This window comes from Paracoccus rhizosphaerae (genome assembly GCF_026162645.1).
GTDB lineage: Bacteria > Pseudomonadota > Alphaproteobacteria > Rhodobacterales > Rhodobacteraceae > Paracoccus > Paracoccus rhizosphaerae.
Genome location: NZ_JAOTBE010000009.1, coordinates 39,449 through 66,264, shown reverse-complemented (window position 1 = coordinate 66,264; position 26,816 = coordinate 39,449). Strand labels below are relative to the sequence as shown.

The window sequence follows — 26,816 nt, the reverse complement described above, 5'->3', positions numbered from 1 at the left end:
CTGCGCCCAAACCCGAGGCCAGATGACCCGTCCCTTCCGCCGCCACGTCCTCTACCTGCCGGGCTTCGACCCGATGCCGCCGCGCCGCTATCGCGAGCTTTACCGGACGGGCGCGGCCGAGCAGTCGCAGATCTCGGGCCACCGCCTGCAGGTGAAGCCCGCAGGCGCCGGCCGCTATTCCTGGCGCGTCGAAGGCCATGTCGAGGGCCATGGGACAGAGGCGGTGGTCGAGGTTGCCCTGTGGTCCGACCTGGTGCAGGCGTCGATGCGACAGGGCATCGCCGGAACCTACGGCCAGCTTCTGCGCACCTGCCGGATCTACATCGGAACCGGGACGCTGTGGCGGCTGATGAAGCTGCGGCGGGGACCGGTCATTGCCGCGCTCTATCCCGTGGTTGTGCTTCTGGGCCAGCTGCTGCTGGCGCTGCTGGTCGCCGCGGCCGCGGTCTGGGCCGTCGCCGAAATGGGGGGACTGCTGCTGGCAGCCCTGCTGGGCGCGGCTTCAGGGTGGGGCGTCCTCTGGCTGGGCCGCCGGCTGGACCGGTATCTCTATGCGCACTACCTGATGCATGACTATGCGTTCACGGCCAAGCATCGCGGCGCCTATCCCCCTGCGCTGGAAGAACGCCTGCTGCAGTTCCGCGATCGGCTGCGGGCGATCATGAAAGACGGTCCCGACGAGGTGCTGGTCGTCGGCCACTCTTCCGGCGCCTATCTTGCGGTGTCGGTGGTGGCCGACCTGCTGCGGCAGTCCCCGTCCGGCTGTCCGGCCATTTCGCTCTTGACGCTTGGGCAGGTAATCCCGATGGCGGCGTTCCTGCCTGACGCGGACCGGCTGCGCGCGGACCTGTCTTTCCTCGGCCAGGCCGAGGGGGTGTTCTGGGTCGACGTGACTGCGCCGGGCGATGCCTGCTGCTTCGCGCTCTGCGATCCGGTGGCGGTTTCTGGCGCCGCAGGCCCGGACCAGCGCTGGCCGCTGGTCCTGTCGGCGGCGTTCCGACAGACGCTGTCGGAGGAACGGCAGGCCGCGATGCGGAAACGCTGGATCCAGCTGCACTTTCAATACCTGGGCGCCTTCGACAGGCCCCTGAACTACGATTATTTCGCGATCACGGCAGGCCCCCTGACCCTGGCGCAGCGCTTTGCCGGGCGCAGACATTCGCCGGGCCGGATCACCAGACCGGCAGGCGCGCGATGACACCTCGGCCGCAGGGTGCGAAGGGGCGCGGCACGTTGCGCAGCCTGATCCGCGGTTTTCGCCATGACCTGCTGTCCGCCCTGCCCGAGCGGCTCTATGACGCCTGGATGGCCGAGTTCAGAAGCCCGCTGATCCACAGCTTCTTCTGCAACGATCCCGACCTGGTCCGGCTGATCCTGCAGGACAGGCCCGGCGCGTTTCCCAAGTCCGCCCGCATGCGCGAGGGGCTGGCGCCGCTTCTAGGCAACGGGGTGTTCATCTCGAATGGCGAGGACTGGGCCCGCCAGCGCCGCATCATTGACCCCGCCTTCGAAGGCGGCCGGGTCCGCGCCAGCCACGCAGCCCTTATTGACGCCGCGCGTGCCGCGGCGCTTCGCCTGCAACCCGGAGTGCAGGACATCGAGCCTGCAGCCGCCCATGCCGCCGCCGACGTGATCTTCCGCACGCTGTTTTCGCTGCCCGTCGAACATCGCATCGCGGCCGAGGTCTTTGCCGCGTTCCGCGACCACCAGGAGGCGGCTCCACTGGTGAACCTGGCGGCGCTGCTGCCCCTGCCGCGCTGGATGCCCCGGCTCCATTCCCGCCGCACCCGTTCGACGGCCGCGCGGATCCGCGGCCTGATCCGCCAGCTGGTTGCCGACCGCCATCGCGCGATCGCCGCCGGCACCGCGCCCGACGACGCCGCCACCCGCCTCATGTCGACGCCCGATCCCCGGACCGGCACCTGTTTCACCGAAGCCGAGATGGTCGACCAGGTCGCCGTCCTGTTCCTGGCCGGCCACGAGACCAGCGCGCAGGTGCTGGCCTGGGCGCTGTGGCTGCTGGCGGCACACCCCAAGTGGCAGGACAAGATCGCGAGGGAAGGCGTCCTGCTGACCGACGAGTTCGCCAGCGTGGGCGCGCTGAAGGACACCCGTGCCGTTTTCCGGGAAGCGCTGCGCCTTTATCCAGCCGTCGCGATGTTCGTACGCGAGGCGACGAATGAGGACACCTTCCGCGGCCGCAGGGTGCCCCGCGGGGCGCAGCTGACCATCTCTCCCTGGCACCTGCATCGCCATCGCAGGCTGTGGAGCCGCCCGGACGACTTCGACCCTTCCCGATGGGCCACCCCAGAAGGGAGAGCCAGCGCCCGCCTTGCCTACATCCCCTTCTCGGCCGGCCCGCGCGCCTGCCCCGGTGCCAGCCTTGCCATGGCCGAAGGCGTCATCATGCTGGCCAGCATCGTCGGTCGCTGGCGGCTCGAGGTCACAGACCGCCAGCCCATGCCGGTCGCCCGCCTGACGATCCGCGCCACCGACGGCATCTGGCTGCGCCTGACGCCGCGGAATGACGGGTGATGCGGGAAAGCATAGACGGTTACCGCCGTGCCCATGCCGGCGCCATGGGCAACGGCCTGCGGACCAGCCATCACCTCTAAGCTCTCATGCGTCGCCGTCAGCGCCGGCGTGCTTTGGAACGGGCACACTACGGAGGCTGGAGGCCGGAAAGCCGGCATTTGACGCTTCACAACCAGCTTAGACACAGGTGCGAAGGACGGGTTCAAACCGTGCTGGGAAAGACCCACGCTGATCAGCGGGCCGCCCAGATGTTCTCTCTGGATCGCACCAGCCCCAACGCCTGATCCGCATGGCGCAACGCAAGGGTGCGTGACACCTGCCAGATCACCGGAACAGCACCAGCGAGCCGGGCGACCAGGCCAGGCGGGTGCGGGTGCCGACCTCTTGCACGTCGCGGCCAAAGACGTTGCGCATGGAGATCCGCACCGGCCGCGCCTTGCCGTCCAGCGCCTCGGCACCGTCCAGCCGCAGGTCGTAATAGGTCATGTCGCCGTAATACACGACCTCGTCGATGGTGGCGTCGGTTTCGCGCGGCTGGCTGTGGGTGGCGCCAGGGCCAAGCAGCGTCATGGTTTCCGGGCGGAACCCGATCATTGGGCCGTCGTCGTCGGGATCGGCGCGGCTGATCTGGCGTTCGGGCAGTTCCACCTGGCCCAAGCCCGCCACCTCAACCGTGACGGTGCTGGCGCTTTCGGACAGGATGCGCGCGGGCAGGAAGTTCATCACGCCGATGAAATCCGCGACTCGCCGCGTGGCGGGGCGGGCATACAGCGCCTCGGGACCGTCAAGCTGGGCAATCTCTCCCTCAAACATGACGGCGATGCGGTCGGACATGACCAGCGCCTCCTCCTGGTCGTGGGTGACCAGGACGAAGGTGATGCCGACCTGCCGCTGCAGCTTGATCAATTCCACCTGCATCTGCTCGCGCATCTTGCGGTCCAACGCGGACAGGGGTTCGTCCAGCAGCAGCACCTTGGGCTTGAGGATCAGCGCGCGCGCCAGGGCCACACGCTGACGCTGGCCACCGGACAGGGCGTGGGCCGACCGCGCACCGTATCCCTTCAGGCCGACCATCGTCAGTGCCTCCTCGACCGCAGCGGCCTTGTCAGCCTTGGAACGCGGATCGCGGCGCAGGCCGAAGGCCACGTTCTGGGCCACCGTCAGGTGCGGAAAGATCGCGTATGACTGGAACACCATGTTGGTCGGGCGCTTGTTCGCCGGCACGTCGCCCATGTCGCGCCCGTCGATCAGGACGACGCCCTGGCTGATATCCTCGAACCCGGCGATGGTGCGCAGAAGCGTGGTCTTGCCACAGCCGGACGGGCCCAGCAGCGAAAAGAACTCTCCAGCCCGGATGGTGAGGTCGATGCCGCGCAGCGCGTGATAGTCGCCGTAATACTTGTGCACGCCCTTGCAGGCGATCATGGCCTCGGTCACAGCAACCCTCCGGTAGGCGAGCCGCCGATGCGGGCATTGCCCCGGCGACGGAAATATTCACCAATCGCCAGAAGGACGATCGAGATGAGGACCAGCACCGTCCCAAGCGCCATGATGACGGGGATCGCCCGCGGAAAGCGCAGCTGGCTGAAGATATAGGTCGGCAGAGTCGGTTCGTTGCCTGCGAGGAAAAAGGCGATGATGAACTCGTCCAGGCTGATCGTGAACGAGATCAGCAGCGCGCTGATGATGCCCGGCATGACCAGCGGCAGCGTTATCAGGCGAAATGCGCTCCACTTCGTCTCACCCAGGTCGTAGGCGGCCTCTTCCAGACTGCGGTCCAGCGAAGAAAATGCAGTGGACAGTACCGCGATGGCATAGGGCATGCAGATCAGCGTGTGCCCCGCGATCACCGTCAGCAGCGACAGCTGCACGCCCATACCCAGCAGTACGACCAGCAGCGACATCGCGACGATGATTTCCGGCAGGACCATCGGCAGCATGATGAAGCCCATCATGCCGCCCTTGCCGGGGAACGTGAAGCGGGTCGAGGCGCGGGCCGCGAAGATGCCGAAGCATGTCGCCAGCACGGATGCCGACACGGCGATGGTCAGCGAATTCGTCAGTGCCCGGCGCAGCGTCGCGTTCGCCCACATCTCCTGGAACCATTCGGTCGAAAACCCCTGCAGCGGAAAGGCGATGATCGTGCCCGAATTGAACGCGAACAGCGGCAGCAGGATGATCGGCGCGTAAAGAAACAGCAGATAGATGACGGCATAGGCCTGAAGGCCCCGGCCAGACCGGTTCATTGGCGCACCTTCAGGAAACGTCGGTTGAGGAACAGGAACAACAGGCTGACCAGCGCCACGATGACCATTGCCGTCACCGCCAGCGCAGACCCGAGCGGCCGGTTGTCCAGTGCCAGCATCTGCACCTGAATCAGGTTCGCGATCATCGGGATCTTGCCGCCGCCGATCACCTCGGGCGTGACATAGTCGCCGATGGTCGGGATGAAGACGATCAGCGTAGCCGCGATCACCCCCGGCATCGCCAGAGGCAGCGTGACCCGCCAGAAGGTCATCGCCCGGCTTTCGCCCAGGTCGCGCCCGGCCTCCAGCAGCGACCGGTCGATCTTTTCCAGCGCCACGAAGATCGGCAGGATCGCGAAGGGCGCATAGGCATGGGCCAGCGTCATGACGATGGCATTGACGTTATAGAGGATGAAGGTCAGCGGCTCGTCAATGATGCCAAGCCCGGTCAGCGAGGAATTGACGACTCCGTTATATCCCAGGATCACCTTCCACAGAAACACTCGGATCAGATAGCTGGTCCAGAAGGGAATCGTGATCAGGAACAGCCACATGGCCTTGCGTTCGGGCCTGACCATAAAGCTGACATAGTAGGCGATCGGAAACGCCGTCAGCACCGTAGCAAGCGTCACGATGGCTGCCACCATCAGCGACCGCAGCATGACGGTCCGCACGATCGGGTCGGTGAAGACCTGGGCATAATTCGCCCAGGTGAAGTCGCCGATGATCTCCAGATAGCCGTCGGTAAGGAAGCTGTAGGCCAGGATCGTCAGGATCGGCGCCGCAAGGATCAGCGCAGCATAAAGGAAGGGCGGCGCGATCAGCGACAGGCCTGCCCTAGCCTCTGCGTCGAACTTGGCCATTCGGTCCCTTTCCTGCTGCCCGTTCCGGGTCTTCCGATTCCTTCCATAGCCGCGCAGGCGGGAAAAGCAACTTTTCCCTCAGCGCCACCAGCGCCCCGTCAGCGCCAGCCGTGCCAGGGATGCCCGGCGCTGGAACGGCACGATCTGCGGCGTCGCCGTGAACGGATCGACACGCCCTGCGATGATCTCGGACAGCAGGCGGGGCACGCGCGGGCCGGGATAAAGCGCCGCGGCCGCACGGCGCGGCACCTTGCGGTGCAGGCGCGCGGCAAGCCGGAGCCCGTCGCGCGCGGCCACTGCAAGCGACGCTGCGTCAGCTGGATCGGGTTGTCCCAGCCCCAGCCCCAGTGCCTGCAACTGAGGCAGTGCCCGAAGCCATGCGGCCAGCCCCGCCCCACGCGCCTGATGGGCAACGATGTCGCGCTGACCCTCGGCCACCCCGCAGCGGCGCGCGGCGGACCACATCAAGGTTCCGGCAGTGGCATCGACGTAATCCACCACCTCGGCAAGCGTTGCAAAGGGCCGACGCTCGCAATCCCGGTGGCGAGCCTCGGCCAAAGTCGCCAAGGTGCCGGCATCCTCGCCCCAGGCGTCCCACAGTGGCGTCAGGACATCATGCAGCGGCGGCGCCACACCGCGGCCCATCTCCTGCAGGCGGTCAATCCACCATTGCAGCCGGATCTCGCTCAGCATCGGCTCGTTCGACTGGAACGGAGTTCGCGCGATTTCGAGGTTAATCGCGTAAAGCGTTGCCAACGCGGGTCGATCCTGCGCCTCTGCCGCCAGAACCGCGCCGAACCTGTCGGGATCGTGCTGGCGCAGGGCTTCGGTGCAGGCTTCCAACGTCATGAGCCGTAGACTTTCGCAAGCTCGGCCAACCGCGCTGCGTCGAAGCCTGCGGCCAGCGACCACTTGGGCCCCTGCGGCGTGTCCTTCACCTCGACCCCTGCCGCTGCGAAGCCGTCGCGGATTGCGTCCGCAGTCGCGAAATCCCGGGCCTGCCGCGCCGCGAGCCGCGCCTCCAGCAGCGCCGCGATCTGATCCGCCGCCGCATCTCCGGCCTCGGCCCAGGATCCCATTCCCGGCAGCAGCAGCCCCAGCATGTTCGCCGACGCCAGCAGCGACGCGCCGTCCCCCTTGGCCGCAAGTTCGTGCAACGCCGCAATCGCGCCCGCAGAGTTCAGGTCGTCGCTGAGCGCGCCGACGACGGCGGGCGCCGGGCTTGCCGCGGGCTCGATGCCCCCGACAAGCCCGTGCCACCGCCGAAGCACCGCTTCGGCCTCATGCGCCTTGGCCTCGGTCCAATCCATCGGCTTGCGGTAATGGGTCGACAGCATCACGAACCGGATCACCTCGCCCGGCACGCCACGGTCCAGCAGGTCGCGCACCGTGAAGAAGTTGCCAAGCGACTTGGACATCTTCTTGCCCTCGACCTGCAGCATCTCGTTGTGCAGCCATACCCTGGCGAAGCCTGCATCGGGATGGGCACAGCAGCTTTGCGCGATCTCGTTCTCGTGGTGTGGAAACTGCAGGTCGATGCCCCCGCCGTGGATGTCGAAGCTAGGCCCCAGCAGCGCCGCCGACATGGCCGAGCACTCTATATGCCAGCCTGGCCGGCCCCGGCCCCAGGGGCTGTCCCAGCCCGGCAGATCCGCGTCTGAAGGCTTCCACAGCACGAAGTCCATCGGATCACGCTTGTAGGGCGCAACCTCGACCCGCGCCCCCGCGATCATGTCGTCGACCGACCGCCCCGACAGCTTGCCATAGTCGGGGAACGACCGCACGTCGAACAGCACATGCCCCTCGGCCTCGTAGGCGTGGCCCTTGGCGATCAGGTCACGCGTCATCTCGATCATCTGGCCGATATAGGCAGTTGCCCGCGGCTCGTGATCGGGACGCAGCGCCCCGAGCGCGTCCATGTCCTTATGATACCAGCCGATGGTCTCGTCGCTGCGCCCGGCGATCAGTTCCTCCAGCGTACCGGCCCGTCCAGCAGCCTTGCGGCGCTGTGCCTCAGCGTTGATCTTGTCGTCGACATCGGTGAAGTTCCTGACGTAAGTCACTGCATCTTCGCCATAAACATGGCGCAGAAGCCGAACCAGAAGATCGAAGACCAGCACCGGGCGGGCATTTCCCAGATGTGCGCGGTCATAGACGGTAGGTCCACACAGGTACAAGCGCACGTTACCGGCATCGATGGGAACGAAGTCCTCCTTAGTGCGGGTGCGGGTATTGGTCAGCCTGATCTGCGCCATCGCGGGCCCCTTTCGGTGTGGTCGCAGGGATTTAGCGCATTGCGCCCCGGCTTTCCACCCAGGCGATCTGCCGTGGCAGGCTGGTCGCATGCAGATCATAGCCCGAGATGATCGTCTGCCGAGCCGCCGCCCTGATAGCCGGCGCGTCGGGGTCCTCGGCCAGTCCGCGGACCAGCGCCGACGACAGCGCCGGGATGTCGAAGAACGGCACCAGCCGTCCGTTCTGGCCATCGCGGATCAGTTCGCGCACGGGCTCCGTATCGGAACCTACGACATAGGCCCCCGCCGCCATCGCCTCGGTCAGGGACCAGGAAAGCACGAAAGGATAGGTCAGATAGCAGTGGACGCGCGCCACCCGCAGCAGCGACAGATAATCGCCATAGGGCACACGACCCAGAAAATGCACCCGCGACAGGTCCAGCTTGCCCCCAACCTCAGCCAGCATCTTCTGCTTCCAGCTGTCGGCGTCCTTGGGCTTGCTGCCATAGCTGATGCCCTCGGCCCCGACCAGAACCACCTGAGCATCGGGACGCTCCGCCAGCACCCGCGGCAGCGCACGCATGAAAACGTGAAAGCCGCGATAGGGTTCCAACGACCGGGACACGAAGCTGAGAACCTCGTCCCCCGCCCGAAGAACACGCCCGTCGGGCAACGAAAGCCGCGCCGACGGATCTGGCGCGACGGCCGAGGTGTCGATGCCGTCGTGGATGACAGTGATCTTGCCGCGCAGCTCGGGTGGAAAGCTGTCGGCCTGGTAGCGGGTCGGCGCGATGGCCGCATCCGCCTGGACGATCCCTTGGATCAGGTGCGCCGATCGAGCGACGGTCATGAACCGCGATTCGTCGCGGTCCGGACTGATCTCGGGGTCGAAGCCGACATCGTGGCCGCGCGTGCGGTACATCAGTTCGGCATAGACCAGCAGCGTTGCCTGGGGCCAGATCTCTTTCAGGAACAGCGTCTCGCCCCAGCCCGGGTGGCCGATGATGACGTCGGGGTGGAACCCATGGCGGTCCCGCAGTGCCCGCGCCCCACGCGCTGCCAGAAGACCGCGCTCGGCGACCTGAGAGAAGGTGCGGCCAAGTGCGCTGTCCGTCTGGACCGTCCCCGGCGCCTTGTACCGCAGCGTCGTGACGGGGCTTGGCCGCTGGTTGTTCTCGTCGGTCAGGGCCAGGACCTCGTGCCCGCGGGCCGCCAGCGCCGGGGCCAGGTGCGGGAACTGCCCCGGGAAGTTCTGGTGCACGAAAAGGATCTTCATCACGCGTCCGGAAAGGCCGCCCGAAGAAGTGCGCGGGTATAGTCCTGCTGCGGCGTCTGGAAGATCTGCGTCACTCCGCCCTGCTCGACCACCTCACCTGCACGCATGACCATGATGTGATGGGCCATCGCTCGGACAACTCGCAGGTCATGGCTGATGAACAGGAAGGCCAGACCGTGCCGGCGCTGCAGGTCGCGCAGCAGGTCCACAATCTGGACCTGAACAGTCATGTCCAGTGCGCTGGTGGGTTCGTCCAGAACGACGACCTTGGGGCGCAGGATCATCGCGCGGGCGATCGCGATGCGCTGGCGCTGGCCGCCGCTGAATTCGTGCGGATAGCGGTGCATCATGTCGGGGTTCAGGCCGACCTCGGACATGATGTCCATGACCAGCTGTCGGCGGTCGCGCGACTTGTCGATGCCGTGGACGCCTAGGCCTTCGGTGATGATCTGTTCGACCGTCATGCGGGGCGAGAGGCTGCCATAGGGGTCCTGGAACACGATCTGCATGTCGCGGCGCAGCCGGCGCAGCTGCGCGCCGCCCCAGCCCTGGATGTCCTGCCCCATGAAGAGGATCGGGCCGTCGCTGTCGATCAGCCGCATGATCGCCAGTGCCAGCGTAGTCTTGCCGCTACCGGATTCGCCCACGATGCCAAGTGTTTCACCCGCGCGCAGCGACAGGCTCGCCCCGTTCACGGCCTTCACATGGCCGACGGTGCGGCGCAGCAGTCCGCGCTGAATCGGGAACCAGACCTTCAGGTCGCGCGTCTCGACCAACACCGGCGCGTCGGGGGCCACGGGTTCGGCCCGCCCCTGCGGCTCTGCGTGCAGCAGCTTCTGCGTATATGGGTGGCGCGGATCGCTGAAGATCTGATCGACAGGCCCCTGCTCAACGATCGCTCCGTCCTTCATGACGCAGACGCGGTCGGCGATGCGTCGTACGATGCCCAGGTCATGGCTGATGAACAGCATCGACAGGCCCTCAGCGGCCTTCAGCTCCGCAAGCAGCTCCAGGATCTGCGCCTGAATGGTGACATCCAGGGCGGTCGTGGGTTCGTCGGCGATCAGCAGGTCGGGACCGTTGGCCAGCGCCATGGCGATCATCACGCGCTGGCGCTGCCCCCCTGACAGCTGGTGCGGGTAATCCGCCAGCCGGCTTTCCGGGTCGCGGATGCCGACGCGGGTCAGCAGTTCGACGATCCGCGTCCGCGCCTTGGCGCCGGTCAGGCCCTGGTGCAGCGCCAGGCTTTCCGACAGCTGCTTTTCCAGCGTGTGCAGCGGGTTCAGCGAGGTCATCGGCTCTTGGAAGATGAAGCTGATGTCGTTGCCCCTGATGCGTCGAAGCGTGCGCTCCGGGGCGCCTACCATCTCTTGCCCGTCATAGCGTACGGAGCCCTCGACCACCGCCGAGGCGCCCAGAAGCTGCACAGTGGAGAGCGCGGTGATCGACTTGCCGGACCCGGATTCGCCGACCAGGGCGACCGTCTCCCCTCGGCTGATATGGAAGCTGACGCCCTTGACGGCGGGGATAAGCCGCCCCTCGGCGCGAAAGCCGATGCGAAGGTCGCGCACGTCCAGCACCGCATCGGCGGGCGGGGCGGGAACCGCTGCGGGATGAGCCTCAGGATGGCCCGGCACGCCGGGGCCATGATCTTCGTGCGCGGCGGCTGGGGCGGCGGGCATCAGCACCGTGGGCGGCAGCGTACCCTTGTCGTCAGGGCGACTCATCGGAAGGTCTTTCGCGGGTCGAAGGCGTCGCGCACGCCCTCGAAGATGAACACCAGCAGCGACAGCATGATCGCAAAGGTGAAGAAGGCCGTAAAGGCCAGCCAAGGCGCCTGCAGGTTCTGCTTGGCCTGCAACGCCATCTCCCCAAGTGAAGCAGACCCTGCCGGCAGGCCGTAGCCAAGGTAATCCAGCGCCGCGAGGCCGCTGATCGTGCCGGTCACCACGAAGGGCAGCATGGTCAGCGTCGCGACCATCGCGTTGGGCAGGATATGGCGGAACATGATCTTGCGGTCGCTGACGCCAAGCGCACGGGCGGCCCGGACATATTCGAAGTTCCGCGCCCGCAGGAATTCCGCCCTGACGACCCCCACCAACGCCGGCCAGCCGAACAGGATCGTCACGAAGACCAGCAGCCAGAAGCTGCGTCCCAGGATAGCGAAGAGGATGATGATGACGTAGAGGCCAGGGGTCGAGGCCCAGATCTCCAGCACCCGCTGGAACACCAGGTCCGTGCGTCCGCCGAAATAGCCCTGGATCGCCCCCGCCGCGATGCCGATGGTGGATGCGATGACCGTCACGATCAGCGTGAACAGGATCGAGGTACGGAACCCGTAGATCACCCGCGCCAGGACGTCCCGTGCCGTGTCGTCGGTGCCCAGCCAATGCGCCGCATCGGGTGCGCTTGGCGCGGTGCCCACATTGTTGATGGTGCGGTAGTGATAGGGGATCGGCGGCCAGATCATCCAGCCCTGCTCGGCCTTTGGAATGTCGCTGGTGCCGGTGTCAATGGCCTCGACCAGCCCCTCGGGGTCGTCCCAGCAGTCCTGGCTGCCGCCCGACACGATCAGGCACTGGACCGCCGGGTCGCGATAGATCGCCTCGGTCCCGAAATCGCCGCCGAAGGCGGTTTCGGGGTAGAAGTTATAGGCGGGCCAGTACAGTTCGCCGCGATAGCTGACGACAATGGGCTTGTCGTTGGCAACCACCTCGGCAAACATGGCGACGACGAACAGCACGCTGAAGATCACCAGCGACCAGAAGGCACGGCCGTTGCGGCGGAAGTTGCGCCAGCGGCGGCGGTTCAGTTCCGACATCGCCATCAGCCGGCCCTCTTCTCGAAGTCGATGCGGGGATCGACGAAGACATACATCAGGTCAGACAGGATGCCGACCACCAGCGACAGCAGGCCAAAGACGTAGAGCGTGCCGAAGATCACCGGATAGTCGCGCTGGACCGCCGCCTCGAACCCCAGCCGGCCGAGGCCGTCCAGCGAGAAGATCGTCTCGATCAGGATCGACGACCCGAAGAAGACGCCCAGGAACATCGCCGGAAAGCCCGCGATCACGATCAGCATGGCGTTGCGGAAGACGTGGCCGTAAAGAACGCGCCGTTCCGCCAGGCCCTTGGCGCGGGCGGTCATCACGTATTGCTTGTTGATCTCGTCCAGAAAGCTGTTCTTGGTCAGCAGCGTCAGCGTGGCAAAGCTGCTGATCGTGGCCGCCAGAACCGGAAGGGTGGCGTGCCAGGCATAGTTTTTGATCTTGCCCCAGGTGGAGAGGTCGGCGAAGTTGTCGCTGGTTAGGCCGCGCAGAGGGAAGATCTGCCAATAGCTGCCGCCAGCGAACAGCACCATCAGCATGACCGCGAACAGGAAGGCCGGGATCGCATAAGCCATGATGATTACGCCCGAGGTCCAGGTATCAAAGCGCGTCCCGTCCCGCGTCGCCTTCCGGATGCCGAGCGGGATCGAGATCACATAGGCGATGACGGTGGACCACAGGCCAAGGGTGATCGACACGGGCATCTTCTCGATGACTAGGTCGACGACGCTGACGGACCGGAACCACGATGTGCCGAAATCGAACCGCAGATAGTTCCAGAGCATGGTCAGGAAGCGCTCGACCGGCGGCTTGTCGAAGCCGAACTCCTTTTCCAGCTGGGCGATGAACTCGGGCGGGAGGCCTTGCGCGCCTTCATAGCCGGAAGGCGCGGCCTGCTGTCCTGCCTCGGCGCCGCCGCCCGAGATGTTGCGGAAGGCGTCGCCTTCGCCCTGGATCTGCGCGGCGATCTGCTCGATAGGGCCGCCGGGCACGAACTGCGTCAGCGTGAAGTTGACCAGCATGATGCCGATCAAGGTCGGGATGATCAGCAGCAATCGCCGCAGGATATAGGCGCCCATCAGCCTGCCCCTCTGCCGCCCTGGCGGGAATACGGGGGCCTTGCCGGCCCCGTCTGGTTGATGCGCCTTGTCGGCAATCCCAGCCCGGAAATCAAGCTCAGTTCCGCAGGGCGCCAGCCGCGCGCAGGGCCTCGGCCTTTTCCTCGTCGTACCACCAGAAATCCAGTTCGCCCAAGGCGTAAGGGGGCAGTTCCTCGGGGCGGCCGAACATGTCGTAATAAGCGACGAGGTGATTGGCGTTGTACCATTGCGGCACCCAGAAATGCAGGCTGCGCAGCGCGCGATCCAGCGCATGGACACGCGTCGTCAGTTCCTCCTGCGTCTCGGCCTCTTCAACCTGGGTGATCAGTGCATCGACGGCGGGATTGGCCAGGCCCATGGAGTTGAAGACATCGCCGACATTGGCCGAGCCGAAATACTGCTGCAACCCCGCCCCCGGAATTTCCGACTGGCCCAGATGGTCGCCGATCATGTCGAAATCGAAGCTGCGGCGGCGGTTCTCGTATTCGGCATTGTCCACGCGAGAGTTGCGGGCGTCGATGCCAAGTGCGCGAAGGTTTTCGACGAAGGGGTTGATCACACGGTCGAAAGTCTGGCTGTCATTCAGGATCTCGAGCGTCAGGACCTGGCCCGCTTCGTTCCGGCGAAGACCGTCAGAGCCGGTGACCCAGCCTGCCTCCTCCAAAAGCGCCGCCGCGCGGCGTAGGTTCTGGCGGTCGGTCTGGCGGGCACCACTTTCGGGCGCGGTCACGACCTCATCGGTCAGGATCCCCTCTGGCAGGTCGGCGGCCAAAGGTTCCAAAAGCGCCAGCTCAGCCTCCGAGGGCGGACCGGACGCCTCCAGCTCGCTGTTTTCCCAGAAGCTGTCAACGCGGTCGTATAGACCGTAGAACAGCGACTCGTTCGACCATTCGAAATTGAAGGCCAGGCCGATCGCCTCGCGGACGCGCGGGTCCTGGAACTTGGGCTTGCGCAGGTTCAGCACCCAGCCCTGCCCCGAGGCGATGTTGCCGTCGGGCAGCGTTTCCATCTTGACCCAGCCGTTCTGGACGGCCGGAAAATCATAGCGCGTGGCCCAGATGATGCTGCTGACCTCACGTCGGAAGGTGTATTCGCCGGCCTTGAAGGCCTCGAACGCCGCGTCGTAGTCCGAAAAGTACTCATAGCGGATGCGGTCGAAGTTGAACCGCCCGCGATTGATCGGCAGGTCGGCGCCCCAGTAGTCCGGATCGCGGCGATAGCTGACGTTGCGGTTCAAATCGGCGCTGTCGAAGACGTAAGGCCCTGACCCGACGAACGGCACCTGCATCGTCTGTTCCAGATCGCGGTCGTTGGCCTCGAAATCGGCCCGGCTGAAGACCGGCAGGCTGCCGACCGACTGGATGAGGTCGCGGCGCGGGTAGTCGGGCGTGAAGTCGAAGCGGATGCGGTGGCCGTCCAGCACCTCGGCCTTGGCGACCTGCTGTCCGATGACGGTGCGAAAGCTGGACAGTCCCTTGTCGCGCAGCGTCTCATAGCTGAACAGCACGTCATGCGCGGTCAGTGGCGTGCCGTCGCTGAACGTCGCCTCGGGGCGCAGGTTGAAGATCACCCAGTCACGGCTCTCCGGGTACTCGATCGTCTCGCAGAGCAGGCAATAGGCCGCGCCGACTTCGTTGGCGGGCGCGGTCAGCACCGTCTCCAACATGATCGTGGACAGCGCCGCCGCCCGGCCGCGGAAGGTGAAGGGATTGTAATTGTCGAAGCCGCTGGAGTTCGGGATCGACTGAGAGATCTCGCCCCCCTTCGGCGCGTCAGGATTCACGTATGGCAGGTGTTCGAAATCCGCTGGCAGCGCCAGCTCGTCGAAGATCGAGACGCCATGGGCCGTGATGACACTGCCTTCCTCGCTGCTGCGGGCGGGGGCAGGATCATCCTGCGCGGCGGCCTGACCCGCAACGGCCAGAGCGGCAAGAATGGCGGCGGACAGGGTGGCGTGTCGCATGGGCAGGCTCCTTCTGACGTTGCCGCAGGCTAGGCCAGCAGCCCCCGCCCCTCAAGCCGCGTTTTCGTGAGCGTCGGGCGATCTTCGCGGGGTGGCGCCATGCAAAAAGGCGCCGCCCTATTGGCGACGCCCTCTCATTCGGTGGACAGCAATCAGGAGTTCGACTGCAGGTAGGCGATGAGGTTGGCGCGTGCCTGCGGGTCCTTGAGGCCTGCAAAGCTCATCGCGGTACCGGGCACGACGCCTCGAGGGTTTTCGATGAAGTGCTGGATGGCATTGGGATCCCAGACCGGAGCCTCCGCAGCGTGTGCGACCATCGCGTCGGTATAGCCGAAGCCCGCAACGCTGGCGACTTCGCGGCCGACAACGCCATTCAGATGCGGGCCGACGCCGTCGCTGCCGTCCAGTGCGTGGCAGGACCGGCACTTGGCCCATTCGCGTTCGCCCGCTGCGGCGTCGGCCGAAGCCATCAGCTCTTCAAAGTTGATCTCGGGCGCTTCCTCGGCACCGCCTTCGGCCGTTTCGGGCACCGGGATCGTATAGGCCTGCGTGATCTCTTCCTCGCCATGACCCCCGCCGTGGCCGGTCGGGCCAACGTGGAACAGCGCGGTGGCGCCCCAGTTGGCCAGCATCAGGAACAGCAGCGCGCCAATGAAGGCTCCGGCTGCCTTGGTCAGGGTCATGGTGTTGAACATCGCGTGCGGTTCCCGCCTTGGTAAGCTCGTCAAGTCGAGCGGTATGTATCCGCTTTCGCTTTGCAGGATCAAGGTGTAGTTACCCCGGCACGCTCAAAATTCGAACTTACGGGGCCGCGCCATGACCACGAATCGCATTGCCTTCCAAGGTGAACCGGGCGCCTACAGCCATGAGGCCTGTCGCAAGGCGCGCCCCGACATGGAGCCCCTGCCCTGCCGCACCTTCGAGGATGTGATCGAGGCCGTGCGCAGCCATGACGCCGATCTGGCGATGCTGCCGGTCGAGAATTCGACCTATGGCCGCGTCGCCGATATCCATCATTTGCTGCCCGAATCTGGCCTGCACATCGTGGACGAGGCGTTCGTGCGCGTCCATATCAGCCTGCTGGCCGTGCCCGGCACTCGGCTGGAGGAGGTGCGCGAGGCAATGAGCCATACCGTCCTTCTAGGCCAGTGCCGCGGCTTCCTGCGCCGCCATGGGATCCACCCGGTGACAGGTGCCGACACTGCCGGTTCCGCCAAGGACGTGGCGCAGCGCGGCATAGCGTCGCTGGCGGCCCTGGCTGCGCCCCTGGCGGGCGAGATCTATGGCCTCGACCGCCTGGCGGACAAGATCGAGGACCGCCAGAACAACACGACGCGGTTCCTGATCATGTCGTGCGACCCCGACTTCAGCCGTCGGTCGGAACGGATGCTGACCAGTTTCGTCTTCCGCGTCCGGAACATCCCGGCGGCGCTCTACAAGGCGATGGGCGGCTTTGCCACGAACGGCGTCAACATGACAAAGCTGGAAAGCTACATGGTCGATGGCGTCTTCACGGCGACGCAGTTCTATGCCGATATCGAGGGGCATCCCGAGGACGCCAACGTGCGGCTGGCGATGGACGAGCTGTCCTATTTCACCTCGAGCCTGAACGTGCTGGGAGTGTATCCCGCCGATCCCCTGAGGGAAACGCAGCGGCAGGGCGAACCCAACTGAAGGGTCAGGCGCCCTCTCCGCTCATCTGGTCGACGAATTCGCGGATCCGGCGGTGATAGCGGCGGTCCAGCTGCGCCTTGCCCAACTTGGCCGTCTGCAGCATCAGCCGCGCCTTCATGTTCCGTGGGCGAACCTCGGTCTCGAAGATCAGGCGGGACTTCGCGCGGCTCAACGCGACAACGGTCGCGTTCACGGCGACGTCGATCGCCTCGGACCGGCCGACCATCGTCACCAGTTCCGGACGATCGAACCGCGTCACCGCCAGCCGCAGGCTGCGCGCACGGCCGCGCCAATCGAAGCCGATGTTCCAGCCCATGCCAATTCCCGGCTCCCTCGCGGGGTCGATCCGCGCGACGCTGGCGCCCCGCCCGATCAGCAGCCGCTCGAGCGCGGTGAAATCGCCGATCGCCTGAAACATCTTTTCAGCCGGAAGGTCGCCGTCAATGCGTGTCGAGAACTTCATTCGTAACAACCCGCCGACCTTGCTCGAGGAGTCCTGGGGTCCGGGAACCTCTCCGGGCTGATAGTCCAAATCTGCATTCGTGTTCAACCAGGTCGTCAGCATTCCTAGCCCTCGCTCGCCGCAGGGTCATCAATGAGACACATCGGCGTTGGCGTCTTGTAATACTATTTAAGATTAACTCGATTTCCACCCGCTATCCATGCAAAATTTCCTGAATCGCAATCTTGGGTTGTTGTTTCCTTACTTGCTACGCTAACTCTGGAACAAATTGGCCGTATGTGGGCAATCAACGGACATGACCCTACACGCAAAGCCCGATGCTGCTTCTGTTCCGGCCCAGAGATACGGCCCGCCCGGCATCAGTTCTTCCGGCTGCCGCGGGTCTGGCATGCAACTGCGGATCCTGGCGACCAGCGACGTCCACATGCACCTGATGCCCTATGACTATCTTGCGGGCCGCGCTGGCTCTGGGCAGGGTCTGGCGCGTGCCGCATCACTGATTGCGCGGCTGCGGACCGAGGTCGCCGCATCGATCCTGCTGGACAACGGTGACTTCCTGCAGGGGGGTCCGATGGGGGATGTCGCAGCGCGACAGATCCAGCCCGGCCAAACGCATCCCGCAATAGCGGCCATGAACGCGATCGGTTACGACGCCGCAGCAATCGGGAACCACGACTTCAATTATGGGCTGACGTTTCTGCGACGCGCGGCCGCACAGGCCCGGTTCCCGATGCTGGCCGCGAACCTGTCGCTGCGGCGTGGACCGGATTTCGCCAGCCATGCCGTGATCGAACGCCGCCTGAGCGGGCCGGACGGCCAAAGTCACGACCTGCGGATCGGCGTGATCGGCTTCCTTCCGCCGCAGACCGAGGAATGGGACCAGGACCTGCGCGCCGAGATGCAGACCGAGGATATTGTCGACAGCGCGCGCCGACTTTTGCCGCGCCTGCGAGGTATGGGCGTGAACCTAGTCATCGCCCTGGCGCACAGCGGCATCGGCGCCCCCGATCCGTCCCCCAGGATGGAACATGCGGCGACGGCACTGGCCGCACTGCCCGGCATCGATGTCGTCATCGCCGGCCACACGCATGAGGTCTTCCCCTCGCCCCGCTGGCACGGCCGTCAAGGCATCGATGCCGCGCGCGGAACGCTGGCCGGAAAGCCGGCGGTAATGCCGGGCTTTGGCGGGTCTCATGTCGGGATCGTCGATCTGCAATTCGCCGCCGATCCGGACGGCGCGCTGCGCGTCGCCGACTTCCGCGTCCGGGCAGAGCCTGTCGCGCCCGATGTCCCGGCCTCGCCTCTGGTGCTGCGCCCGCTCCACGAGGCCCACCGGGAAACGGTGCGGCAGCTTGGCATGGGCATCGGTCGGACCGAGACCCCGCTTTGCAGCCATTTCACGGTGATTGGCCACGATCCTGGCCTGCGCCTGGTGAACCGCGCGCAGCGGTGGCACGTCAGGCGGCGGCTGGCCGGAACAAGGGTCGCGGATCTTCCCGTGCTCTCGGCCTCGGCCCCCTATCGGGCGGGGGGGCGCGGCGGTATCGATCACTTCACCGACATCGCGGCGGGCCGAATCGACCTGCGGCACCTGGCCGACCTCTATTCCTTCCCGAACCGCGTGACTGCCATCCGGCTGAACGGGCGGCAGCTGGGCGACTGGCTGGAGCGATCGGCCAGCATGTTCGATCAGGTCGTGCCGGGCCAGGCCGACCAGCGCCTGCTGAACCCCGAGTTCCCGGCCTACAACTTCGACGTCATCGAGGGGGTCGAGTGGCGCATCGACCTGTCGCAGCCCCCGCGGTTCCATCCCGACGGGCGGCCGGCATCAGCCGGAAGCCGCCGGATCTTCGACCTCCGCTGGCGCGGCCGACCGGTGGCCGAGGATCAGAAATTCATCTTGGCGACGAACTCTTACCGCCTGGCGAGCTGCGGGCTTTTCAGCCCACTGGTTTCATCGGACGCGGTGGTCCTGGGACGCGATGCCATGACGCTGGATGTGCTGCGCCGCTATGTCCGCCAGCAGCGCAGGCTGCGGGTGCCGGAAATGGCGCACTGGCGGTTCGCCCCCCTGCCTGGCACCAGCGTGTTGTTTGAAACCGCCCCAGATGCGATAAACCGCCCCCTGCCATCGCAGCACAGGCTGGAGCCGGCGGGAACATCGTCCGCAGGATTCGCCCTTGTCAGGCTTCGACTCTAGACGGCTGTTTCCGGTCTGGACGGGGCTTGCATCCCGCGGCGGCCCGCCCTATGTCAGGCGGCGAGAGGTTGGCGCGGGTAGACGCCCCGCCAATCCGGTCAGGTCCGGAAGGAAGCAGCCGTAACGGGTCCCGTTTGGGTCGTTGTCCAGCCTCTCACCTCTCCTCCAATCTCAGGCAATCCGGTTGTCGCCCCCTGCGGGCACGGCTAAGGTGACGCGATGCCCGAGGGACCCATGACAGACACGCCGACCGCCTATCAGGTTCTGGCCCGAAAATACCGACCCGAGACGTTCGCCGACCTGGTCGGGCAGGATGCGATGGTCCGCACGCTGAAGAACGCTTTTGCCGCCGACCGGATCGCGCAGGCCTTCATCATGACCGGCATCCGCGGCACAGGGAAGACGACGACCGCCCGCATCATCGCCAAGGGCATGAACTGCATCGGGCCAGATGGCACAGGCGGCCCCACAACCGAACCCTGCGGCACCTGCGAACATTGCGTCGCCATCAGCGAGGGGCGCCATGTCGACGTGATGGAGATGGATGCCGCGTCCCGCACCGGCGTCGGCGACATCCGAGAGATCATCGAATCGGTGCATTACCGGGCGGCATCGGCGCGCTACAAGATCTATATCATCGACGAGGTTCACATGTTGTCCACCAGCGCGTTCAACGCGCTGCTGAAGACGCTGGAAGAGCCGCCTCCGCATGTAAAATTCATTTTTGCCACGACCGAGATTCGGAAGGTGCCGGTGACGGTCCTGTCACGCTGCCAGCGCTTCGATCTTCGCCGGATCGAGCCCGAGGTGATGATCGCCCTGCTGACGCGCATCGCCACGGCCGAGGGTGCGCAGATCAGCGGTGACGCGCTGGCGCTGATCACGCGGGCGGCCGAAGGATCTGCTCGCGACGCGACAAGCTTGCTTGACCAGGCGATCAGCCACGGGGCGGGCGAGACAACGGCGGATCAGGTTCGTGCCATGCTGGGCTTGGCGGACCGGGGCCGCGTCCTCGACCTCTTCGAGATGGTGCTGCGCGGCGATGCGGCGGCGGCGCTGACGGAGTTGCAGTCGCAATATGCCGATGGCGCGGATCCCGTGGCCGTCCTGCGCGACCTGGCCGAGGTGACGCACTGGATTTCCGTCGTCAAGATCACGCCGGATGCGCTGGACGATCCGACGATTTCGCCGGATGAGCGGCTGCGGGGCAAGGATCTCGCCGAACGCTTGCCGATGCGGGTCATGTCGCGGATGTGGCAGCTGCTTCTGAAGGCGCTCGAGGAAGTCTCGGCCGCGCCGAACGCGATGATGGCGGCCGAGATGGCAATCATCCGCCTGACGCATGTCGCTGACCTGCCCGACCCGGAGGCGCTGATCCGTCGCGTCCAGCAGGCGCAGGCGGCCGGGGAATTCGCCCGTGGACCTTCGGTGGCGGGCGCCGGAGCGACCGAAGCCCCGCAGGCCGCCCGCCGCGCCCGCCCTGCACCGGCGGTCCAGCATCAAGCCAACGCGGCGACCGCGCTTGCCGTCGCACCAGAGCTGGTCGAGACGTTCCCCGACTTCGGCTCGGTTGTCGAACTGATCCGCCGGATGCGCGACATGACGCTTCTGGTGATGGTGGAACGACACGTGGCGCTGGTCCGCTACAGCCCCGGCCGGATCGAGTTCGAACCGCGCGCAAATGCTCCTGCGGACCTCGCGCAGCGGCTGGCGGAGCGGCTGCGCGGCTGGACTGGCGGTCAGCGGTGGGCTGTGACGGTGACGAATGCCGGCGGTGCGCCGACGATCGCCGAGGCGCGGGAGGCCGAGGCCCAAGTGGCACGGCAGCGGGCCATGTCCCTGCCGATCGTCCAGCAGGTCCTTGCGGCGTTTCCCGGCGCGACGTTGACCAGCATCACCCGTGCCGCACCCCAGGTGCAGGTCGAGGACCTGGCCGAAGGCGCGGCTAACCCGCATGACGGAACCGACGGCCCGGTGGCCGAGGTCGAGGAATGGGACCCCTTTGAGGATGAGGACTGACAGATGATCAAGGGATTGGGCGGCTTTGGCGACATGGCCAAGATGATGAAGGCCGCCAAGGAAATGCAGGACAAGATGGCCCAGATGCAAGAGGATCTGGCCGGCATCACCGTCACCGGGGAATCCGGCGCAGGGCTGGTCAAGGCCACCTGCACCGCCAAGGGCGAACTGACGGCGCTGGACATCGACCCGTCGATCTTCGTGCCGTCCGAGAAGGAAGTGGTCGAGGACCTGATCCTGGCCGCCATCAAGGACGCGCAGCGCACGGCCGAGGAGAGGATGCAGTCGGAAATGGCCCGGATGACCGAGGGCCTCGGCCTGCCGCCGGGCATGAAGCTGCCGTTCTGACATCGTGACCGAAGGCAGCGACGACATCCAGGCGCTGATCGCGATGATGGCGCGGCTGCCCGGCCTTGGCCCGCGGTCGGCCAGGCGCATCGTCCTGCAGCTGATCCGCAAACGTGGGCAGAACATGACGCAGATGGCGCAGCTTCTGGGCCGGGTGGCGCAGAATTCCCGCGAATGCGCCGTCTGCGGCAACATCACCGACCGCGAGGTCTGCGGCATCTGCACGGACCCTGAACGGGCGACCGGAGAGATCTGCGTCGTGCAGGACGTCGCGGACTTGTGGGCGCTGGAACGGGGGCAGGCGTTTCGCGGGCGGTATCACGTGCTGGGGGGAACCCTCTCGGCCCTGGACGACATCGGGCCTGATGATCTGGGGATCCCGGCGCTGCTGACGCGCGTCGGCGACGAGCGTATTTCGGAGGTGATCCTTGCGCTGAACGCCACGGTGGATGGGCAGACGACTGCCCATTACATCGCCGACGCGCTGGAAGGGGCGGCGGTCAAGGTGACCGGCCTTGCGCAGGGCGTGCCCATCGGGGGTGAACTGGACTATCTGGACGACGGCACGATCAGCGCCGCCCTTCGCGCGCGGCGAAGTCTCTGATATGCGAAAGGGCCGCGCACGGCGCAGCCCGTTCTTCCTGTCATTCATCGACCCGGTCCGGGGGATGCACGATCCCCCGGGGGTCGCGAGACGCGGTCAGGCGTCCAGCTTCTCGACCTTCGGGGTGGTCTTGGCGATCTCGATGCGGCGCGGCTTCAGCGCCTCGGGGATCTCGCGCACCAGGTCGATGTGCAGCATACCGTCGGCATGGCTGGCGCCGTCGACACGGACGTGGTCGGCAAGGGTGAACTTGCGCTCGAACGCGCGGGTCGCGATACCGCGGTGCAGGTAGATCCGGCCGTCATCCTCATCCGCCTTGCGGGCCGAGACGATGACCGCACCGTCACGAACCTCGACGTTCAGGTCATCGGCGGCAAAGCCTGCCACCGCGATCGAGATGCGATAGGCATCGTCGCCAGTCTTCTCGATATTGTAGGGCGGATAGGTCGAGGCCGACACGTCGGCGGTCATGGCGCGGTCCATCACGTCGGCCAGGCGGTCGAAGCCCACAGACGCACGATAGAGCGGGGTCAGATCGAAGTTACGCATTTGGTCACATCCTCAGAAAAGCGATGTCATGGGCGCCCCCCGGAGACCGGGCGGGCTGTCCACCGACGCCGTTATGGCCGCCGGTCCCCATGATCTGGGATGGGAAAAACCGGTTTCAAGACCCAGTCATGCAGAAATCAGCGCCCGCGGCTGCGGCCCGCCGGTGGCCCAATCCAGCAGCTCGACCGTATGGACCACCGGCACGTTCGTGCCGCCGCCAATCTGCATCATGCAGCCGATGTTTCCGGCCGCGATCACCTGCGGCGCCAATGCCTCGAGCGTGCTGACCTTGCGGGATTTCAGCTCGGCCGACAGCTCGGGCTGCAGCAGGTTGTAGGTCCCCGCTGACCCGCAGCAGAGATGCGCGTCGGCAGGCTCGACCACCTGAAAACCGGCGGCCGTCAGCAGGTCCTTGGGCGCCGACCGGATCTGCTGACCATGCTGCAGGGAGCAGGCGGAGTGATAGGCCACCCGCATCTTCTGTTTCGGCTGGTCGGCGATGGCCGGCAGGCCGAGCTGCGCCATGAACTCGGTCACGTCGCGCGCCAGCGCACTGACGCGGCGGGCATCGGCTTCGACGGCATCGCCCGCGAAGAGGTGGCCATAGTCCTTGATCGTCGTCCCGCAGCCCGAGGTGTTGATGATGATCGCATCCAGCGGCCCATCCGCCTCGGCGGCCAGCAGCCGGGCGATGCTGTCCCTGGCGCGGGCCTTGCCGTCAGCTTCAAGCCCCATGTGCAGCGTCAGCGCGCCGCAGCAGCCGAAGTCCTGCGGGATGACCACTTCGCAGCCCGCCCGACGCAGCAGGCGGATCGTGGCGTCGTTGATGTCGGTGTTCAGCGCCCTTTGCGCGCAGCCGATCATCAGCGCCACCCGGGCACGGCGCTCACCGATCGCAGGGAGCGTCTGGCCTTCGTCGTTGCGGCTGACCGGGGGGATGGTCGCCGGCGCCATGCCAATCATCGCCCGAAGGCGCTTGTCCGGCATCAACTGCGCGAAGGGCTTTGCCACCTTCGCCCCCAGCAGCGCCAGCCGGAACCGGCTGGGATAGGGCAGCACCTGCCGCAACACCCAACGCAGGGTGCGGTCGCGCCACGGGCGGCGATAGGTCGCCTCGATATGCTCACGCCCGTGTTCCAGCAGGTGGGCATAGTGGACGCCCGACGGGCAGGTCGTCATGCAGGACAGGCAACCCAGGCAGCGGTCGATATGCTTGACCGTCTTCGCATCGGCGGGACGACCGGATTCCAACATCTCCTTCATCAGGTAGATTCGGCCGCGCGGGCTGTCGAGTTCGTCGCCCAGGACCTTGTAGGTCGGACAGGTCGCGGTGCAGAACCCGCAGTGGACGCAGGTGCGCAGGATCTTGTTCGACCTGGCGGTCAAGGGGTCCGACAGCTGTTCCGGCGTGAAATGCGTTTGCATCAGGCAGCCCCTGCGAAGATGCCGCGCGGGTCGAGGCGCGACTTCACGTCACGTTCCAGACGGGCGGTGATTGGATCCGGGGCGGGAACGACCAACGGCTCGGCGCCCGAAATCCGGCGGGCGTGGCCCGAGAATGGCGGCAGTTCGGGAAAGCAGTCCACCGGCAGATCGACATGGATCAGCGCCCCGCCCCAGTCCAGTGACGACGGCGCGGGAAGATGGGCCAGCAGCGTCGCAGCCTCGCCCGGCCGGCAGACGATGCGCCAGGTCTCGTGCGACAGGGCCGCAGGCCGAAGCAGCGACCAGGCATCGGGATCGCCTTCGCTAACGGTTCCAAAGACCGAGAGCCGCGCGGTCAGATCGGCGACCCGCGCCTTGACCGAAGCCGCAAGCCCCTCAAGCCGGATCAGCGCGCCATGGCCCGGAAGCCAGGCCGCGCCAGAGACGTCGAATGGGCCACCAAGGGCACTGGCAAGCGCCGGAATGGCCGCGGCGGCGTCCAGATCCGCCAGCGCCAGGGTCGCCGCAACCGGCGGGATCGGGGCGGTGCGCAGGCTGACCTCGGTCAAGGCGCCTAATTGTCCGCGGCTGCCGGCCATCAGCTTGACCAGGTCATAGCCCGTGACGTTCTTCATGACCCGGCCGCCGTTCCGCACCACGTCGCCCTGACCGTTCACGAAGCGCACCCCGATCAGCGCGTCGCGCGCCGCCCCAGCCTGCACCCGACGCGGCCCCGAGGCATTGGCGGCCGCCACGCCGCCGATGGTCGACCCCTGCCTGCCCCACGGCTCGAACGCCAGCATCTGGCCTTCCGCGGCCAGGACCTGCCGGACATCTTCCAGCGCCGTGCCGGCGCGAACGACAAGGGTCAGCGCCTCGGGCTCGTAGAGCGTGACACCGGCCAGGCCGGTCATGTCCAGACGCTCGCCCTGCCCTTCGCCGGGCCAGAGGCGTGTGCCGCCACCGATGATCGACAGGGGCGCGGCGGCATCGCGGACCAGTTCGGCCAGTTGGCCCTCAGTCTCAGGCCGCATCGGCGGGCCGGTTCAGGCGGCGTTCGCGGCGGGAGGCGCTGACCTCCAACGGAAAGACCTTGGCCGGGTTCAGCAGCCAGTCGGGATCGAAGGCGTCCTTGACGCGCATCTGCGCCTCCATGTCGGCGGGGGCGAACTGTTCGGACATCAGGTCGCGCTTTTCGATGCCAACGCCATGCTCTCCGGTCAGGCAGCCGCCCGCCTGGACGCAGAGCCGCAGAATGTCGGCGCCAAAGGCCTCGGCCCGGTCGAGATCACCGGGCTTGTTGGCGTCATAGATGATCAGCGGGTGCATGTTGCCGTCGCCTGCATGAAAGACATTGGCGACCGACAGGCCATAGTCGCGCGACAGCCGGCCGATGCCCGCCAGCACCTGCGGCAGCGCGGTGACGGGAATGGTGCCGTCTAGGCAGATATAGTCGCCCATCTGCCCCATCGCGCCAAAGGCCGACTTGCGGCCCAACCAGATACGGCGGGATTCGTCCTCGGACCGGCTCTCGCGGAACTCGATAGGGTCGAAGCGCGTGGCGATGTCGCGGATCAGGGTCAGCTGCTCGCCGATCTCGGCGGCGGTGCCTTCGACCTCGACGATCAGCAGCGCCCCGCAGTCGGGATAGCCGGCGCCGGCATGGGCTTCGGTGGCGCGGATGCAGGGGCTGTCCATGAACTCGATCGCGACGGGGATGATGCCCGCACGGATGATGGCGGCGACGCAGGCACCTGCCGTTTCGCTGCTGTCGAAGCCGATCAGCACCGGGCGCGCGCCTGCGGGCTTGGGCAGGATGCGCAAGGTCGCCTCGGTCACGATGCCCAACTGGCCCTCGGAGCCGCAGACGACGCCCAGCAGGTCCAGCCCCGACCCTTCGCCCATCGGGCCGCCGAGTTCGACGACCGACCCGTCCATCAGGACCAGCGTGACGCCCAGCAGGTTGTTGGTCGTCACCCCGTATTTCAGGCAATGCGCCCCGCCCGAGTTCATGGCGATGTTGCCGCCGATGGCGCAGGCCAGCTGGCTGGAGGGGTCGGGCGCGTAGAAGAACCCCAGCCCGTCCACGGCGCCGGATACCGACAGGTTGGTGCGCCCGGCCTGCACGCGGATCAGCCGGTCGCCCGGCGCGATCTCGAGCACCTCGGTCATGCGCGACAGGCCGATGATCACGGCATCCTCGGTCGGCATGGACCCGCCGGCCAAGCTCGTCCCCGCCCCCCGGGGCACCACAGGTACCCGCAGATCGTGGCAGAGCCGCATCAGCCGCGACACCTCCTCAGTGGTCGAAGGAAGCACCACCGCCAGGGGGGCGCAGCGATAGGCCGACAGCGCGTCGCATTCATAGGCGCGGGTCTCGGCCGCGTCGTCGATGACGGCCCCGGGCAGCGCGTCCCGCAGCGCCTGGACGATGGCCTGCCGCTGCGCCAGCACGGACGCATCGGGTGGGGGCATCTGGATCATGGCCGG

The 26,816-nt window shown here is 66.4% G+C and carries 23 protein-coding genes and 1 other RNA gene; 8 read left to right on the top strand and 16 right to left on the bottom strand.

From position 1 onward, the window contains the following. Nucleotides 1-22: 22 nt before the first annotated feature. Nucleotides 23-1,198: an alpha/beta hydrolase family protein gene (locus OC184_RS05745; RefSeq protein ID WP_265506226.1), complete on the top strand. Its 1,176-nt coding sequence runs from the start codon at nucleotides 23-25 to the stop codon at nucleotides 1,196-1,198. Then, a complete protein-coding gene (locus OC184_RS05740) occupies nucleotides 1,195-2,535 on the top strand; it encodes a cytochrome P450 (protein WP_265506225.1) in 1,341 nt (446 codons plus the stop codon). The genes OC184_RS05745 and OC184_RS05740 overlap by 4 nt, the downstream gene beginning before the upstream one ends. Nucleotides 2,536-2,859: 324 nt before the next feature. Here the strand turns inward: OC184_RS05740 and OC184_RS05735 are convergent, their stop codons facing one another. The 11 genes from OC184_RS05735 to OC184_RS05685 all read right to left on the bottom strand — a co-directional run bounded on the left by OC184_RS05735 (nucleotide 2,860) and on the right by OC184_RS05685 (nucleotide 15,739). Further along, nucleotides 2,860-3,960, bottom strand: coding sequence for an ABC transporter ATP-binding protein (locus OC184_RS05735; protein WP_265506241.1), 1,101 nt, complete (start codon nucleotides 3,958-3,960; stop codon nucleotides 2,860-2,862). Between the two features lie 8 nt (nucleotides 3,961-3,968). Beyond that, nucleotides 3,969-4,781: an ABC transporter permease gene (locus OC184_RS05730; RefSeq protein WP_265506224.1), complete on the bottom strand. Its 813-nt coding sequence runs from the start codon at nucleotides 4,779-4,781 to the stop codon at nucleotides 3,969-3,971. Further along, the gene (locus OC184_RS05725) at nucleotides 4,778-5,644 is read right to left on the bottom strand and encodes an ABC transporter permease (protein ID WP_265506223.1); all 867 of its coding nucleotides are present in this window, start codon (nucleotides 5,642-5,644) and stop codon (nucleotides 4,778-4,780) included. The genes OC184_RS05730 and OC184_RS05725 overlap by 4 nt, the downstream gene beginning before the upstream one ends. A gap of 78 nt (nucleotides 5,645-5,722) precedes the next feature. Next, a complete protein-coding gene (locus tag OC184_RS05720; RefSeq protein WP_265506222.1) occupies nucleotides 5,723-6,493 on the bottom strand; it encodes a squalene/phytoene synthase family protein in 771 nt (256 codons plus the stop codon). Continuing rightward, the gene (gene cysS / locus OC184_RS05715) at nucleotides 6,490-7,899 is read right to left on the bottom strand and encodes a cysteine--tRNA ligase (protein ID WP_265506221.1); all 1,410 of its coding nucleotides are present in this window, start codon (nucleotides 7,897-7,899) and stop codon (nucleotides 6,490-6,492) included. Before cysS ends, OC184_RS05720 begins: the two co-directional genes overlap by 4 nt. A 31-nt stretch (nucleotides 7,900-7,930) precedes the next feature. After that, nucleotides 7,931-9,154: a glycosyltransferase family 4 protein gene (locus tag OC184_RS05710; protein WP_265506220.1), complete on the bottom strand. Its 1,224-nt coding sequence runs from the start codon at nucleotides 9,152-9,154 to the stop codon at nucleotides 7,931-7,933. Next, nucleotides 9,154-10,881 (bottom strand): ABC transporter ATP-binding protein, encoded by a 1,728-nt coding sequence (locus OC184_RS05705; RefSeq protein WP_265506219.1) that lies wholly within the window; start codon nucleotides 10,879-10,881, stop codon nucleotides 9,154-9,156. The genes OC184_RS05710 and OC184_RS05705 overlap by 1 nt, the downstream gene beginning before the upstream one ends. Then, entirely contained in the window at nucleotides 10,878-11,981 is a 1,104-nt protein-coding gene (locus tag OC184_RS05700) for an ABC transporter permease (protein WP_265506218.1), read from the bottom strand. The genes OC184_RS05705 and OC184_RS05700 overlap by 4 nt, the downstream gene beginning before the upstream one ends. Continuing rightward, nucleotides 11,981-13,060 (bottom strand): microcin C ABC transporter permease YejB, encoded by a 1,080-nt coding sequence (locus OC184_RS05695; RefSeq protein WP_265506217.1) that lies wholly within the window; start codon nucleotides 13,058-13,060, stop codon nucleotides 11,981-11,983. The genes OC184_RS05700 and OC184_RS05695 overlap by 1 nt, the downstream gene beginning before the upstream one ends. A gap of 97 nt (nucleotides 13,061-13,157) precedes the next feature. Then, nucleotides 13,158-15,044, bottom strand: a complete 1,887-nt coding sequence (locus OC184_RS05690) for an extracellular solute-binding protein (protein ID WP_265506216.1) — start codon at nucleotides 15,042-15,044, stop codon at nucleotides 13,158-13,160. A gap of 152 nt (nucleotides 15,045-15,196) precedes the next feature. Next, a complete protein-coding gene (locus OC184_RS05685) occupies nucleotides 15,197-15,739 on the bottom strand; it encodes a c-type cytochrome (RefSeq protein WP_265506215.1) in 543 nt (180 codons plus the stop codon). A gap of 121 nt (nucleotides 15,740-15,860) precedes the next feature. On the opposite strand from OC184_RS05685, the gene OC184_RS05680 reads away from it, so the two are divergent. Then, nucleotides 15,861-16,718 carry a prephenate dehydratase gene (locus tag OC184_RS05680; RefSeq protein WP_265506214.1) on the top strand — a complete coding sequence of 286 codons (858 nt, stop codon included), beginning with the start codon at nucleotides 15,861-15,863 and terminating at the stop codon, nucleotides 16,716-16,718. 4 nt (nucleotides 16,719-16,722) lie between these two features. Here OC184_RS05680 and OC184_RS05675 read toward each other — a convergent pair whose 3' ends face one another. Continuing rightward, a complete protein-coding gene (locus tag OC184_RS05675; RefSeq protein ID WP_265506213.1) occupies nucleotides 16,723-17,283 on the bottom strand; it encodes a hypothetical protein in 561 nt (186 codons plus the stop codon). Between the two features lie 286 nt (nucleotides 17,284-17,569). On the opposite strand from OC184_RS05675, the gene OC184_RS05670 reads away from it, so the two are divergent. From OC184_RS05670 to recR, 5 genes are all read left to right on the top strand, one after another. Continuing rightward, a complete protein-coding gene (locus tag OC184_RS05670; protein ID WP_265506212.1) occupies nucleotides 17,570-19,381 on the top strand; it encodes a bifunctional 2',3'-cyclic-nucleotide 2'-phosphodiesterase/3'-nucleotidase in 1,812 nt (603 codons plus the stop codon). Between the two features lie 62 nt (nucleotides 19,382-19,443). Then, nucleotides 19,444-19,540: signal recognition particle sRNA small type (ffs, locus tag OC184_RS05665), an RNA gene on the top strand. A 75-nt stretch (nucleotides 19,541-19,615) separates the two neighbouring features. Then, the gene (locus tag OC184_RS05660) at nucleotides 19,616-21,400 is read left to right on the top strand and encodes a DNA polymerase III subunit gamma/tau (RefSeq protein WP_265506240.1); all 1,785 of its coding nucleotides are present in this window, start codon (nucleotides 19,616-19,618) and stop codon (nucleotides 21,398-21,400) included. A gap of 3 nt (nucleotides 21,401-21,403) precedes the next feature. Next, complete coding sequence (locus tag OC184_RS05655) at nucleotides 21,404-21,748, top strand: YbaB/EbfC family nucleoid-associated protein (protein ID WP_265506211.1); 345 nt, start codon at nucleotides 21,404-21,406, stop codon at nucleotides 21,746-21,748. 4 nt (nucleotides 21,749-21,752) lie between these two features. Beyond that, nucleotides 21,753-22,352: a recombination mediator RecR gene (recR, locus tag OC184_RS05650; protein ID WP_265506210.1), complete on the top strand. Its 600-nt coding sequence runs from the start codon at nucleotides 21,753-21,755 to the stop codon at nucleotides 22,350-22,352. A gap of 96 nt (nucleotides 22,353-22,448) precedes the next feature. Here recR and OC184_RS05645 read toward each other — a convergent pair whose 3' ends face one another. The 4 genes from OC184_RS05645 to OC184_RS05630 all read right to left on the bottom strand — a co-directional run bounded on the left by OC184_RS05645 (nucleotide 22,449) and on the right by OC184_RS05630 (nucleotide 26,810). Continuing rightward, nucleotides 22,449-22,901 (bottom strand): Hsp20 family protein, encoded by a 453-nt coding sequence (locus OC184_RS05645; RefSeq protein WP_265506209.1) that lies wholly within the window; start codon nucleotides 22,899-22,901, stop codon nucleotides 22,449-22,451. Between the two features lie 126 nt (nucleotides 22,902-23,027). Continuing rightward, nucleotides 23,028-24,326 carry a glycolate oxidase subunit GlcF gene (glcF, locus tag OC184_RS05640; RefSeq protein ID WP_265506208.1) on the bottom strand — a complete coding sequence of 433 codons (1,299 nt, stop codon included), beginning with the start codon at nucleotides 24,324-24,326 and terminating at the stop codon, nucleotides 23,028-23,030. Next, on the bottom strand, nucleotides 24,326-25,360 hold the full coding sequence (locus OC184_RS05635) for an FAD-binding protein (RefSeq protein ID WP_265506207.1): 1,035 nt from the start codon (nucleotides 25,358-25,360) through the stop codon (nucleotides 24,326-24,328). Before OC184_RS05635 ends, glcF begins: the two co-directional genes overlap by 1 nt. Continuing rightward, complete coding sequence (locus OC184_RS05630; protein WP_378926470.1) at nucleotides 25,350-26,810, bottom strand: FAD-linked oxidase C-terminal domain-containing protein; 1,461 nt, start codon at nucleotides 26,808-26,810, stop codon at nucleotides 25,350-25,352. The genes OC184_RS05635 and OC184_RS05630 overlap by 11 nt, the downstream gene beginning before the upstream one ends. Between the last annotated feature and the right edge of the window lie 6 nt (nucleotides 26,811-26,816).